This is a genomic window from Thermomicrobium sp. CFH 73360, assembly GCF_023806465.1.
Taxonomy (GTDB): domain Bacteria; phylum Chloroflexota; class Chloroflexia; order Thermomicrobiales; family Thermomicrobiaceae; genus Thermomicrobium.
Genome location: NZ_JAMSLS010000007.1, coordinates 25784 through 40018 on the forward strand (window position 1 = coordinate 25784; position 14235 = coordinate 40018).

Sequence of the window (14235 nt, forward strand, 5' to 3'; positions counted from 1 at the left end):
TCATCCACGCTCAGTGTACGATTGCCGCGATACGGAGCGCAGGCACCGAGGAGGAGCAGAAGGTGGCCCGTGTCGGTATCTTTGGTGGAACATTCGATCCGATCCATCACGGTCACTTGATCGTTGCCGAGGTACTCATGGAGGAGCTTGGGCTTGAGCGCGTGCTCTTTCTTCCGGCCGGCCAACCACCCCACAAGATCGGCCGTGTTATCACGCCCGTTCCCCATCGTTTGGCAATGCTCGAGCTCGCGATTCAGGGGAATCCTCACTTCGCCATCTCGTACGTCGACGTCCAGCGACCCGGACCCTGTTACACCGCCGACAGCTTAGAGATCCTCCAGCGTCAGTATCCAGAAGATGAACTGGTTTTTCTCATGGGTGAGGATTCCCTGCACGATCTCCCAACCTGGCACGATCCAAATCGTGTTGCTGCTCAGGCGCTCCTTGGAGTCGCACTGCGGCCAGGCGTCCAGGTCGAACTCGAAACCGTCTTCCAGAAGGTCCCCGCAGCACGCGACCGCGTTATCCTGGTCCCTGTTCCGCTCATTCAAATCGCTGCAAGCGACATTCGCCGGCGGGTCGCTGAGGGACGAACTATCCGCTATCAAGTTCCTACGATCGTCGAGGAATACATTTATCGGCATCAGCTGTACCGCGTCCCTGCCCCCCTGACCGCTGAGGGGAGGAACCAGACTGCGGGAGTATAATCCCCGCGGCATCGCTCGGGCGCGGAGCGAGGAAGTGAGGGAAGCCGGTGCAAATCCGACCTTGGCAAACGCTGATCGTCATCATCCTCTTAAGTCTGGCTGCCATCTGGGTCGATCTTCCCGGACGCCCGCTGGATCCGTTTGGCTGGAAAGAGAACATTACCGTTCGTCAGGGACTTGACCTGCAAGGCGGCATCCAGCTCGTCCTCGAAGCACGTCCCCCTGCCGGCGTCCAGGTGACGCAGGAGGTTCTGCAGGGCACACGTGATACTATCGAGCGGCGAGTAAACGGTCTGGGAGTGAGCGAACCAGTCATTCAGACACGTGGCAATAACCAGATTCTTGTAGAACTTCCCGGTTTTCAAGACCCGGAGCGCGCCGTTCGCGTACTGCAACGGACCGCTCTTCTTGAGATCATCGACACCCAGGGTCAGTTCCTCCCGGTTGGCACCATTGTCAATACGAGCCTCGGACCAGCAACTGACCGAGACACTTCTCCCGCGACCCTCGAGGCTCCTCCCTCCGCGACTCCCGCACAGCAGACTCCGACTATAGAGACACCGACCGCCGGCAATGAGACACCTACGAGCGCGGAGCAAACTCCTGGCCCAGTGCAAGCGCAGACGACGCCATCCTCTGCTACGCCGATCCCCTCGGCTACCCCGACTCCCAGTGGCCCGGTCTACGAGACGATCGTGACCGGTGCCGATCTCAAGGATGCCTATCCAACGACCGACCAGTTCGGTAATCTCGTCGTCGGCTTTGAACTGAAACCTGAAGCAGCCGACAAGTTCTATCAATACACCAGTACGCACATCGGTCAGCCGATGTCGATTGTGGTGGACAAGGAAGTGATCAACACTGCCACGATCCGAGATGCGATCCGCGACCGCGGCATTATCCAAGGGCTCAGTGCCCAGGAAGTGCGCGATCTGGCACTGCAGCTCAAGTCAGGCGCGCTCGCTGTGCCGCTGGAAGTCGTGCAGAGTCGGACAGTCGGTCCCACGCTCGGTCAGGACTCCATTCAAAAGAGCATCATTGCCGGGCTTGTCGGACTAAGTCTGGTCGCGCTTTTCATGGTCCTGTACTACCGACTGCCTGGTGTCATCTCCGTGATCGCGCTCCTCCTCTACACGAGCTACGTTTTTGCGCTCTTCAAGCTCATTCCAGTCGTCCTGACCCTGCCAGGCATCGCCGGTTTTATCCTCTCGATCGGTATGGCCGTGGATGCGAACATCTTGATCTTCGCTCGTATTCGAGAGGAACTCCGGCTTGGCCGGCCGATTGCTCGTGCCATTGAGGAAGGCTTCAATCACGCCTGGCCATCGATCCGTGACTCGAATATCTCGACGATGATTTCCTGCATGATCCTCTTTTGGTTCGGCCGCTACGTGGGTGCGACGATTATTCAGGGCTTCGCGCTGACACTCTTCATCGGTGTTGCGGTTAGCATGTTTACCGCAATCGTCGTTACACGGACGCTGTTGCGCATCCTGCTGACTCGCCGCATCTTCCGTGACGTCCGGTGGTATGGAATCTCTCCATCCCAAGTCGCAACTGCACCAGCACCTGGTGATTGAGAGGAAACGGACTATGCTCGATCTCGTTGGGAAACGCTACTATTGGTTCCTTCTGTCGATCCTCGTCATCGTACCGGGAATGATTTCACTGGCAGTTCATGGCCTGCGACTGAGCATCGACTTTACCGGTGGCTCGCTCTGGGAACTCCAGATGAGCCGCCCTCTTCAGCCGGGCGAGGTTCGACAAGTGTTGGCCGAAAACGGTGTCGATGACGCCATTGTGCAGACGGCGGACAACAATGTCGTGTTAATCCGAATGCGCGAACTGAAAGAGGGTTCGCCTGAGAAGGATCGGTTGACCCAGGCCCTGCGAGACGCCTTCGGCGACTTTACTGAACTCCGGTTAGAGTCCGTCGGACCGACCCTGGGAACAGCCATCCGCAACCGCGCGATGATCGCTGTCGCCCTGACCACCATCGGCATACTCGCTTACATTGCCTGGGCTTTCCGTAATACGAACAACCCATTCCTCTACGGCATCGCAGCCATCATCGCCATGCTGCATGACGTTGCTGTTGTGGTGGGTATCTTCTCAATCCTTGGTTGGTTGCGTGGGGTTGAAGTGGATGCACTGTTCGTGACCGCGCTTCTCACCGTCATCGGGTTCTCGGTGCACGATACGATCGTTGTTTTCGACCGGATCCGTGAGAATCTGGCTCGCCGCGCGGCACCAACCTTCGAGCAGATTGTCAACTATAGCCTCGTGCAAACGCTTGTTCGCTCGCTGAATACGTCCCTGACAGTCGTCTTTACACTCTTGGCTTTGTACCTGCTCGGCGGTGAAACGATCCGAAACTTCGTCCTCGCCTTGTTGATCGGCATCGTCAGCGGAACCTATTCGTCAATCTTCAACGCCAGTCAGATCGTGGTCGTGTGGGAGAACCGGGAGCTCCATCGCCTGTTCGCACGCATTCGACGACAACACGCACCCGCCTGAGGAGCCGTGTTATGTCCACTCGGCTACGCATCGGCGTCATTGGTGGCGGAATCGCCGGGTTGACGGCTGCGTATCGGCTGGCCAGCCGAGGGCATGAAGTGATCCTCTGGGAACGTCAGCGCCAGCTCGGTGGCCAGGCAGCAGCTTTCCCGCTCCTCGGCACGGCACTCGAGTACTTCTATCATCACCTGTTCATGAGTGACCACGACATCGTAGCCCTGATGAAGGAACTCGGCATCGCCGATCGGCTGGTCTGGTTGCCCTCCCGTGTTGGATTCTATGCCGCTGGACGGATTTATCCTCTTTCGAGCGCTCTCGATGTTCTTCGTCTCGGAGTTGTCCCGCTCCACGATCGACTCCGCATCGGCCTCGTCACGTTTTACCTGCAGCACGTGCGCGATTGGCGACGTTTTGAAGAGATCACCGCCGAAGAATGGCTTCGGCGGTGGGTCGGTGCTCGTGCCTTTGACCGCGTCTGGGGGGCTCAACTCCGTGCCAAGTTCGGTCCACGTGCGAGTGATGTCGCGATGGTCTGGTTTTGGAACAAGATCTTTCTCCGCACCCAATCTCGTCGCTCATTGTTGGAGCGCGAGCGCCTGGGCTACATCATGGGCAGCTTCAATGCCCTTATCGATCGGCTGGCTGAAGCGATCCGCGAGCAGAGCGGCACCGTCCTTGCCGGCGTTGGAGTCGATGCAGTCGAACGAAGCGGGGACACATGGGTCGTTCGCGAGAGTACCGGCCGTGCCATGCCAGTTGATGTGATCGTCGCTACTGTCCCATCCCCGTTGATTGCAAAGCTCTTTCCGCAACTTCCTGAGATCTATCGGATGAAACTTTTAGGAACAGTCTACCAGGCAGCCGTCACCCTGCTTCTCCAAACCCATCGAGAGCTCAGCGATATATACTGGCTAAACATCGGTGATCCTGATCTCCCCTACACTGGCATCATTGAACATACGAACTTCGTGCCCGCGTCTTATTACCAGGGACGACACCTTATCTATGTCAGCAAATATGTCGAACAGACGCATCCGTACCTCGCGCTGCGCGACGACGAGGTTTTGGCTGCTGCGATCCAGCATCTTCCCAAGGTCAATCCTGCTTTCTCGGCTGACTGGATAGAAGACTATTGGGTCTTTCGCGAGCGAGCTGCTCAGCCGATCGTCACCGTCCGTTATCGTGCGCAAATCCCGGACCATCGGACCCCGTTGCCGGGAGTCTATGTGGCAAACACGGCTCAGATCTATCCTGAAGATCGTGGAACCAATTACAGTGTTCGTTTGGGAAATGTGGTCGCTGACCTCGTCTGCGATGACGTGAGAACGGGCCGCCTTGGTGTGGCTACATCGGCCGCACGCGATACAACCCCATGAGGCAACGACGGTTCATAACCGATACACAGTGAATCCATAAACACGAGCTTGACAACGGGGGTCGTCCTTGGGTATCGTGCGGGCTCGGGCTGCGTGAGCCTGCTGCCGAGAGGTGTCCATGGGAGGAAGCGGAACAAGAATGAAGTACGTCGTCACGCCGTCCGGCAAAAAACTGGTCACGCTGATTCCGGGTGACGGCATTGGGCCGGAGATCGTTGAGAGTGCCTGCCGAATCATCGAAGCAGTCGGTGCCCCTGTCGAGTGGGAGGTCCGGCGAGCTGGCGCAAGCATCTTCCGTGAAGGGATTGCGAGCGGCGTCCCTGACGACACCATTGAGTCCATTAAGCGGACACGTGTCGTACTGAAGGGGCCGCTCGAAACACCAGTGGGTTACGGTGAGAAGAGCGCCAATGTCACCTTGCGCAAGCTCTTCGAAGCGTTCGCGAACGTCCGCCCGGTTCGTGAGTTCCCGTCTATTCCCACCCCCTACCGGGGACGCAATATCGATCTTGTCGTTGTCCGAGAGAATATTGAAGACCTCTACGCTGCAATTGAATATCGGGAAACTCCTGGTGTGACAATCGCCCACAAGTTGATCTCATACAAGGGTAGTGAGAAGGTGATCCGCTTCGCCTTCGAACTCGCTCGATCGGAAAGTCGGAAGAAAGTCACCTGCGCGACGAAATCGAATATTCTGAAGCTGACGGAGGGTTGGTTCCAACACATCTTTGAGGAGATCGCCCGCGAGTACCCGGATATTGAAGCGAATCACCTCATCATCGATAACTGCGCGCACCAACTCGTCAAGGCACCCGAACAGTTCGAAGTGATCGTGACCACGAACCTCAACGGTGACATCATCTCTGATCTCGCGTCTGGACTCGTCGGGGGACTCGGCTTCGCCCCGTCAGGAAATTACGGTCATGAGGTTGCGATCTTCGAGCCAGTCCACGGCACTGCCCCAAAGTACGCCGGAAAGAATGTCATTAATCCAACAGCGATGATCCTCACTGCGGTAATGATGCTCCGTTACCTTGACGAGTTTGAGGCTGCTGAAACGATCGAACAGGCGCTCGTGGTGACACTCGAAGAGGGCAAGGCGCTCACTCGCGATGTCGTGGGAGATGAGCGGGCGGTTTCCACCACCGCGTTCACCGATGCAATCATTGCCAATCTTGGTCGCCGTTCAAAAACCTGGCACTCTCGACCACACAAAGAGATCCGCATTCCTCCCCAGCGCCCCGAGTTGGATCCCATTCGCCCGGGTCAGCGCCGGGTCGTTGGTCTCGACCTCATCATCGAGGGCACAGAACCACCGGAGGTTCTCGGCCCGAATCTGGAGGCACTCGTGGCTGATTTGCCACTGCGCCTCCACCTGATTTCCAGCCGCGGACTCCAAGTCTATCCGGATGTAGGCACTCGGATCGATTATGTCGACCACTGGCGCTGCCGTTTCCTTACTCGCGACGGCGACGTGACGACAAGGACGGTCACCGAGCTCCTCAGTCGCGTTAGTGCACGCTATCGCTGGAGCCGGGTTCAATTGCTCCATGAATTGGACGGCGAGCCGGGTTTCACGAGGGCACAGGGCGAAGACTGAATCACAGGAGTAAGAGCGATGCGTACGACGCCGAGCCAGCCGCTCGTCGGCATCATCATGGGCTCGCGCTCAGACTGGGAAACGATGAGTCATGCGGCGGAAACACTTGAAGCACTGGGCATCCCCTACGAAGTCCGTGTGGTTTCAGCACATCGCACGCCTGACCTGATGTTCGAGTATGCAGCGAGTGCCGAGCTTCGCGGTCTCGAGGTGATCATCGCTGGAGCCGGAGGTGCTGCGCATCTTCCGGGAATGACTGCGTCCAAGACCATCCTTCCAGTGTTAGGCGTACCGGTACAGAGTCAAGCACTGCATGGGCTGGATTCGCTGCTCTCGATCGTTCAAATGCCAGCCGGCGTACCGGTTGGCACGCTCGCGATTGGGCGCGCCGGAGCCATCAATGCAGCGCTCTTGGCAGCGGCGATTCTTGGAACGAAGTACCCGGAAATCCGCGAGGCGCTCCGTCGCTACCGTGAACAACAGACACAGTTTGTTCTTGAACGACCAGATCCGCGGCAGCCAGAATAGGAGGGCACGCTTGTTGATCGGAATCCTCGGAGGTGGTCAACTCGGGCGCATGCTCGCTCTTGCCGGCTATCCGCTCGGACTGCGGTTCCGAGGTCTCGATCCAAATGCGAATGCACCGCTGGGTCAGGTTGCCGAACTCGTCGTGGCTCCATACGACGATCGGCTCGCGCTGGAACGCTTTGCAGCAGGTCTGGACCTTGTTACCTACGAGTTCGAGAACGTTCCGGGATCGACGGCGGAATTCCTCGCTGCCCGCCTTTCTGTCTCACCACCCCCCGAGGCCCTGATTCGTTCCCAAGATCGGCTGGAAGAAAAGCGACTCTTCGAGGAATGTGGTATTCCGGTGCCACGGTATGCACCGGTCTCCGGCCCGGACGATTTCGCCCAGGCGCTGGACGCCGTCCCGCTCCCTGCACTGCTCAAAACGCGTCGCCTTGGCTATGACGGTCGAGGACAGGCGCAGATTCACACCGCAGAAGAGCTCGCTCTGGCTTGGGAACGCCTCGGCGGAGTACCGTGCTTGTTGGAAGAGTTTGTGCCATTCGAGTACGAAGTCTCGTTACTCGGCGTCCGCTCGCGCCGGGGCGAAATCACCTTCTACACCTTAGTCGAAAACCGTCACGTGGAAGGGATCTTGGCCATCTCTCGGGCTCCCGCTCCACGTGCAAGCACGGCACTGCAGACGTTAGCCCAGCAATATGTCGCAGCGATCCTGAACCGACTGGAGTATGTCGGGGTGTTGGCGGTTGAGTTCTTTGTTGTCGGCGATCGGCTGCTCGCCAATGAGATGGCTCCGCGTGTGCACAACAGCGGACACTGGACCATTGAGGGCGCAGAGACAAGTCAGTTTGAGCAGCATTTGCGTGCCATTCTCGGCTGGCCGCTCGGTTCGACTACACCCCGAGGTCACAGTGCAATGATCAACCTTCTTAGTGTCATCCCACCGATCGAGCCCATCCTTGGCTTGCCCAACACGCACGTCCATCTCTATGGCAAAGAACCCCGACCGCGGCGCAAGCTTGGCCACATTACTGTCCGTGCCGACTCCGCTCACGAACGAGACGAACTCCTCCGTCAGGTACTGGAGTTCGTCTCGTTCCCCTGACAAGCACTTCGAGGGTCGGGAGGAAATCACCAGCCCCGACCCTCCTTCCATGCACTCTCCGCCGTCACCGCGTCTTCCGCGGGTGTGATTACTGCCAGCGTGGCGTGCGGAGGACTGCCCCCTCGGACGCCGAACTCACGAGCGCCGCGTACCGGGCAAAGACGCCATTCGTGAAGCGTGGAGCTGGCGGCGACCAGCTTGCTCGCCGCTCGGCGAGTTCAGCATCCGATACCTCGAGATCAATGCGCCGGTTTTCCACATCGATGACGATCGTGTCCCCATCTCGCACGAAGGCAATGGGACCACCCACCGGGGCTTCTGGTGCCACATGCCCAACCATGAGACCCTTGGTGCCGCCAGAGAACCGCCCGTCGGTGACCAAGGCAACGTGTGGTCCGAGCCCTTCGCCGACAATCGCTGCAGTGATACCGAGCATTTCCCGCATGCCGGGACCGCCCTTTGGCCCCTCATATCGGATGACCACCACGTCTCCAGGTTTAATTTGCTGGTTCAGCACGGCTTGCATCGCCTGTTCTTCAGCATCGAAGACGCGCGCGGTACCGCGGAAATACATCTGCTCCGTTCCGGCGACCTTGAGGACCGCACCTTCCGGAGCCAGTGACCCTCGCAGAATCACAAGTCCACCGTGCGGCTTCAACGGATTGGACGGATGGTAGACGACTGGCTGGCCAGGCGCCTCCTGGGCATCCGCTACTGCCTCGGCGAGTGTCTCACCTGTAACAAGTCGCTGATTTCCATCGACAAGTCCAGCCTCGAGCAACCGCTTCACAACCAGCTTTGTACCCCCGGCCTTGTAGAGGCTCCATGCGACATACTTGCCCCAAGGCTTGAGATCAGCGATCACCGGTGTGCGCCGGCTAATCTCATCGAATTCGTCAATACTCAGCGGGATTCCGAGTTCGTGAGCAATCGCCATGAGATGGAGCACCGCATTTGTTGAGCCACCCGTCGCCGCCACCGCCGCGATCGCATTCCGGAGCGACGTCTTGGTGATGAAGTCACGCGGCATCCGGTTCGCTCGCACAACCTCCATGAAACGGCGACCGGCCTCACGCGTTGCTTCAGCCTTTTCCGGCGCCACCGCCGGAATCGCGTTGTAGCCCATCGGAGAAAGCCCTAGGACTTCTAAGGCCATTGCCATCGTGTTCGCCGTGTACTGGCCACCACAAGCACCGGGGCCCGGAATCGCTCGGCGCTCGATCTCCTGGAGCTCCTCGAGCGTAATCTTCCCAGCCGCGTATGCGCCGACCGCCTCGAAGACCTCAACGATCGTCAGCTCTCGGTCACGCCAATGGCCAGGCGCGATCGAGCCGCCGTACAGCACCATGCCCGGAACGCCAGCTCGGATCACCCCCATTGCTCCACCAGGGATCGTCTTATCGCAGGAGACGAGAGCGACGATCGCGTCGAACTGGTACCCAAACGCCATGAGCTCGATCGAGTCGGCGATTACCTCGCGGCTAATCAGCGAGGCTTTCATCGCCTCAGTCCCCATCGAGATCGCGTCGTTCACTGCAACTGTGTTGAACTCGACGGGCACCCCTCCCGCTTCACGGATCCCCTCCCGGAGGTGCTGCGCAAGTTCGCGCAAGTGATAGTTACATGGCATCGCGTCGGTCCACGTATTAGCGATAGCAACGATCGGCTTCTCGAAGTCCTCGTCGCGGAACCCGACAGCTCGTAGCATCGCGCGCGCTGGTGCGCGGTCGATCCCATGCGTGATCCGTTCGCTCCGCATCGTCCCTTCGACTCCTCTCCGGTCGTTCGTACGACGCTGGTTGGCATTGTACTGCTGGAGTCGCATTTTGTGCTGTTTGCCGCAAGCAGCTTCCGATGTCTACTATGAGCAGAGCAATCGTGTTTGTGCGCGGGAGGGAGAGGACAAGCAGTGGAGCAACAACCATCCGTTTGCCTGGTCGTTTTGGACGGCTGGGCCATCGGGCCCGACTATCCCGGTAACGCCATTCGCGCAGCACACACTCCGGTCATGGATCGCCTCCAAGCCACCTACCCTATGACGTCATTGCGCTGCTGGGGACTCGACGTCGGACTTCCTGACGACCAGATGGGGAATTCGGAAGTCGGTCACCTCAACCTCGGAGCGGGCCGAGTTGTCTACCAGCTCATCACCCGTATTGACCTTGCCATTGAGGATGGCTCCTTCTTCGAAAACCAAGCCTTCCTGAAGGCGATCGACCGAGCCTGCCAGCCAGGCAGAACTCTCCATCTGCTCGGGCTTATTGGGGACGGCGGCGTCCATAGCCACCAACGTCACCTCTATGCCTTGCTCGAGCTCGCAGCGCGCGCCGGCGTCCCTCGTGTCGCGGTGCATGCGTTCACCGATGGCCGTGACACCTCCCCGACCTCGGGTATCGAGCATCTGCGCGAACTCCTGAGCACGATGGAACGTCTCAAAACCGGCTTTATCGCCTCCATCAGTGGTCGCTATTACGCCATGGATCGGGACAAACGCTGGGATCGGACGCAGCAGGCCTACAACGCGATTGTGTGTGGGCAGGGCCGCACCGCTTTTAACCCTCTGCAAGCGATTGAACAAAGTTACGCCGCGGGGGTTACCGACGAATTCATTGTTCCCACCGTAATCGTCGACTCCACCGGACGCCCCCGAGCGACGGTCCAGGACGGCGACGCGGTCATCTTCTTCAATTTTCGCGCCGATCGAGCGCGACAGTTGACATCCGCCCTGACCGATCCGGATTTCCGTGCTTTCGAACGCTGCCGTTGGCCGCGCGATATCGTAATGGTCACCATGGCTGAGTACGAGCCGCATTTCCCAGTTCTGGTTGCCTTTGCACCGGATATCGTTCGGACACCGTTGGCGCGCGTCCTGTCAGAGGCTGGACTCCGACAGTTCCATACCGCAGAGACCGAGAAATATGCCCACGTGACGTACTTCTTCAATGGAGGGCGAGAAGAACCCTTCCCTGGCGAGGAACGTGTCTTGGTCCCATCGCCCAAAGTACCGACATATGACCTTAAGCCGGAGATGAGTGCCCCCGAAGTCACCGACGTGGCTGTGGAGGCGATCCGGAGCGGAAAGTATGCCTTTGTCCTCATCAACTATGCCAACCCAGACATGGTCGGGCATACCGGGGTCTTTGAGGCAGCAGTCAAAGCCGTCGAGTGTGTCGACCAGTGTGTTGGCCGGATCGAGGATGCAGTGCGATCAGTTGATGGATATCTCATCGTCACCGCCGACCATGGCAATGCTGACGAGATGCTGGTACCCGGAACGAACGAGGTGTGGACTGCACATACCAAGAATCCAGTTCCTTTCGTCCTCGTCGCACCTGAGCAGAGTCCTTATCGTCGCGTGACATTACGGAGCAGCGGTCGTCTCGCCGACGTCGCCCCAACGATTTTGCAACTCATGGGCCTTGAACAACCGGAGGAGATGACCGGGCAGAGCTTGATCCAACGGTAAGCTGGGTAACCGCTATCCATCGACTGACTCTGAAAGGCTGCTCCAAGCTCTCGAGGGCGTGGGATGCAACGAGTTACTGCTCTTCATCCACTGACCCCGAAAGGCCGTCGCAGGAACACGACGGTGGCTGCGACGGCCTGACAAGACTCATAAGTTACCGATCCGCCACGTAGCCATGAAGGGGAGCGGCGGCAGATCTCCTCGCCCTGCTCGCCGCTCCCACGTTGGCCCCACAGCGAGTTCCCCGACGTGGATCTGAGAGGGATCTTGCGGTCAGCAAAACCCGCTGAGTGGGCGACCCGACGCGCATTCCGCGGTCATGAGGCGGCCCGACTGTCATCCAAGCCGCCGCAAACGGGCCGGAAAACCGTTCCATCCAGCGTACGCTGCCGATGCACCGAGCTCCTCTTCAATCCGCAGAAGCTGGTTGTACTTTTCGACACGATCCATCCGAGCCGGCGCACCCGTCTTGATCTGTCCTGCATTCACCGCGACCGCAAGATCGGCGATAAAACTATCAGCAGTTTCCCCGCTCCGGTGCGAAATGATGGTCGCATACCCGTGCGAACGGGCCAGGCGGATTGTCTCCAGAGTCTCGCTTAACGTTCCAATCTGGTTCAGCTTCACCAAAACCGCATTCGCGACACCAAACGAGATACCATGGCGAACACGCTGCGGATTTGTGACAAACAGATCGTCCCCGACGAGTTGCACTCGACTCCCAAGACGCTGAGTGAGAATCCGCCAGTGATCCCAGTCGTCCTCGGCGAGCGCATCTTCGAGGGAAACAATCGGATAGCGCTCGACCCACTCACTCCAAAAGTCGATCATCTCGTCCGGCGACAACGTTCGTCCCTCACCAGGGAGCGTGTAGGCTCCATCCTGGTAAAGTTCGGTCATCGCTGGATCGAGTGCCAGAACGACGTCCTCACCCGGGCGAAAGCCCGCCCGCTCAATAGCGCTCAGGACAACCTCTACTGCCTGACGATTGCTCTCAAGGCGCGGCGCGTATCCTCCCTCATCTCCGACTGTTGTCGCAGCGCCTCGCTCAGCCAGTACCTTGCGGAGCGTATGATAGATCTCGGCTCCCCAGCGGATCGCCTCAGCGAACGAGGGGGCACCGACCGGAACGACCATAAACTCCTGCATGTCGACACCTGATCCCGCCGCGTGTTTGCCACCATTCAGAATGTTCAGCATCGGCGTTGGAAGGACATGAGCATCAGCGCCACCCAAGTAGCGGTAGAGCGGGAGTCCGAGCGCTGCTGCAGCGGCACGCGCAACCGCGAGCGAGACGCCGAGAACCGCATTCGCACCAAGACGCCCCTTGTTGGGTGTCCCGTCGAGTTCGATGAGTGTTCGGTCAATGGCGCGCTGATCGAGTGCGTCCATCCCACTGATTGCTTCAGCAATTGGACCGTTCACATGTCCAACCGCCTTGCGTACTCCTTTGCCCCCGTAACGCGTCTCGCCATCGCGCAGTTCCACCGCCTCGTGACGTCCGGTGGATGCCCCCGAAGGCACCGCTGCGCGCCCCACTGCCCCACAAGCCAAGCGAACCTCCACCTCAACTGTCGGGTTACCCCGGGAATCCAGGATCTCCCGCCCACGGACAGCAACGACCGTTGTCTCGCTCATCACTTGTCTCCCCCCTCAGGGTCACACTCTTGCAGCAACCCGCGGAAGTGTACTCACCAATTCCGAGTTTTGGGATCGCCCACAGCGTCGCGAGTGTCCTTGTACCTCAACGCAACCGAGCGAGAGGGTGCCGTTCAGGTTCTTGCTTGACACCTCCGATCGCGCATCCTTATGCTCAGGCCGCGTCCCGAAGGACGCGCCACCGAGGGTCGAACGAGAACGCCCCTATCGCAGGAGGCGAGTGAGTGAGCAGCGAACGAATCGAGGCACTCCTCCAACGAGCACTCGAGGAACTCCACGCCGCAACAACGCAGGACGCCCTGACAGAGTGGCATGCTCGATATCTCGGGCGGCGCGGTGACGTTACGGCTCTGCTTCGCCAGTTGGGTACACTCCCGCCGGAGGAGCGGCCCGCCTTTGGACGCGCCGCAAACGCGCTGAAGGAGGAGCTCCAGCGAGCCTACGAACAGCGAGAGCGAGAAATCCGCGAACTCGAACTCGCTGCGCGGATCGCATCCGAGGCAGTCGATGTGACACTTCCCGGACGTGTGCCGCCTATCGGTACACTCCACCCTGTGACACAGATGATCCGGGAAGTCACCGACATCTTCGCGCATCTCGGATTCCAAGTCGTCGAGGGTCCAGAGGTCGAATACGGATACTACGCGTTCGACGCTCTCAACATTCCACCGGAGCATCCTGCCCGAGACGTCTGGGATACGATTTTCATCGAATCCGACCAAAAGGAGATCGTTCTACGGCCACATACGTCGCCAATGCAGATCCGGGTCATGCAACGACGCCAGCCGCCCATCCGGGTGGTCGTTCCTGGACGCTGTTACCGATACGAAGCGGTCGACGCGACGCATGAATGGCATTTCCATCAAATCGAGGGGCTCGCAGTTGACGAGCACATCACAATGGCGGATCTCAAAGGCACCCTTGCTGAGTTCGCGCGTCAGCTTTTTGGGCGCGAACGTCGCGTTCGCTTCCGCTGTGATTTCTTCCCCTTCGTCGAGCCTGGGGTCGATTTCGCCATCGACTGCATGTTCTGTCGCGGGGAAGGTTGTCGTGTCTGCGGAAACAGCGGCTGGATTGAGATCCTCGGTGCGGGAATGGTGCATCCGCAAGTCTTGCGCAATGTGGGATATGACCCTGAGCGCTACTCTGGTTGGGCCTTTGGTATGGGCGTGGAGCGACTCGTCATGCTCAAGTACGGCGTCCCCGACATTCGCTATTTCTATCAAGGCGACCTACGTTTCCTCCAGCAGTTCGATCGAATACCGGTCTGAGCAACG

General features: G+C 59.1%; 11 protein-coding genes. 9 read left to right on the forward strand and 2 right to left on the reverse strand.

Features of this window, described 5'->3' with window-relative positions; all coding sequences use genetic code 11:
* The first annotated feature begins 62 nt into the window (after window positions 1–62).
* The 7 genes from nadD to NET03_RS11360 all read left to right on the forward strand — a co-directional run bounded on the left by nadD (window position 63) and on the right by NET03_RS11360 (window position 7833).
* A complete protein-coding gene (gene nadD / locus NET03_RS11330) occupies window positions 63–707 on the forward strand; it encodes a nicotinate-nucleotide adenylyltransferase (protein WP_252129038.1) in 645 nt (214 codons plus the stop codon).
* A gap of 47 nt (window positions 708–754) precedes the next feature.
* A complete protein-coding gene (gene secD / locus NET03_RS11335) occupies window positions 755–2287 on the forward strand; it encodes a protein translocase subunit SecD (RefSeq protein WP_252129039.1) in 1533 nt (510 codons plus the stop codon).
* Between the two features lie 13 nt (window positions 2288–2300).
* Complete coding sequence (gene secF / locus NET03_RS11340) at window positions 2301–3224, forward strand: protein translocase subunit SecF (RefSeq protein ID WP_252129040.1); 924 nt, start codon at window positions 2301–2303, stop codon at window positions 3222–3224.
* Window positions 3225–3235: 11 nt separating this feature from the next.
* Window positions 3236–4600, forward strand: coding sequence for an NAD(P)/FAD-dependent oxidoreductase (locus NET03_RS11345; protein ID WP_252129041.1), 1365 nt, complete (start codon window positions 3236–3238; stop codon window positions 4598–4600).
* A 139-nt stretch (window positions 4601–4739) separates the two neighbouring features.
* Window positions 4740–6200, forward strand: coding sequence for an NADP-dependent isocitrate dehydrogenase (locus tag NET03_RS11350; protein ID WP_252129042.1), 1461 nt, complete (start codon window positions 4740–4742; stop codon window positions 6198–6200).
* A gap of 18 nt (window positions 6201–6218) precedes the next feature.
* Complete coding sequence (purE, locus tag NET03_RS11355; protein WP_252129043.1) at window positions 6219–6728, forward strand: 5-(carboxyamino)imidazole ribonucleotide mutase; 510 nt, start codon at window positions 6219–6221, stop codon at window positions 6726–6728.
* Between the two features lie 10 nt (window positions 6729–6738).
* On the forward strand, window positions 6739–7833 hold the full coding sequence (locus NET03_RS11360; protein ID WP_252129044.1) for a 5-(carboxyamino)imidazole ribonucleotide synthase: 1095 nt from the start codon (window positions 6739–6741) through the stop codon (window positions 7831–7833).
* A gap of 88 nt (window positions 7834–7921) precedes the next feature.
* Here NET03_RS11360 and ilvD read toward each other — a convergent pair whose 3' ends face one another.
* Window positions 7922–9592: a dihydroxy-acid dehydratase gene (gene ilvD, locus NET03_RS11365; RefSeq protein WP_252129045.1), complete on the reverse strand. Its 1671-nt coding sequence runs from the start codon at window positions 9590–9592 to the stop codon at window positions 7922–7924.
* Window positions 9593–9742: 150 nt separating this feature from the next.
* Between ilvD and gpmI the strand changes: the two genes are divergently transcribed.
* Window positions 9743–11299: a 2,3-bisphosphoglycerate-independent phosphoglycerate mutase gene (gpmI, locus tag NET03_RS11370; RefSeq protein WP_252129046.1), complete on the forward strand. Its 1557-nt coding sequence runs from the start codon at window positions 9743–9745 to the stop codon at window positions 11297–11299.
* Between the two features lie 336 nt (window positions 11300–11635).
* Here gpmI and eno read toward each other — a convergent pair whose 3' ends face one another.
* On the reverse strand, window positions 11636–12937 hold the full coding sequence (eno, locus tag NET03_RS11375) for a phosphopyruvate hydratase (protein WP_252129047.1): 1302 nt from the start codon (window positions 12935–12937) through the stop codon (window positions 11636–11638).
* Between the two features lie 245 nt (window positions 12938–13182).
* Here eno and pheS point away from each other — a divergent pair, with 245 nt between their 5' ends.
* A complete protein-coding gene (gene pheS / locus NET03_RS11380) occupies window positions 13183–14229 on the forward strand; it encodes a phenylalanine--tRNA ligase subunit alpha (protein WP_252129048.1) in 1047 nt (348 codons plus the stop codon).
* The last annotated feature ends 6 nt before the right edge of the window (window positions 14230–14235 follow it).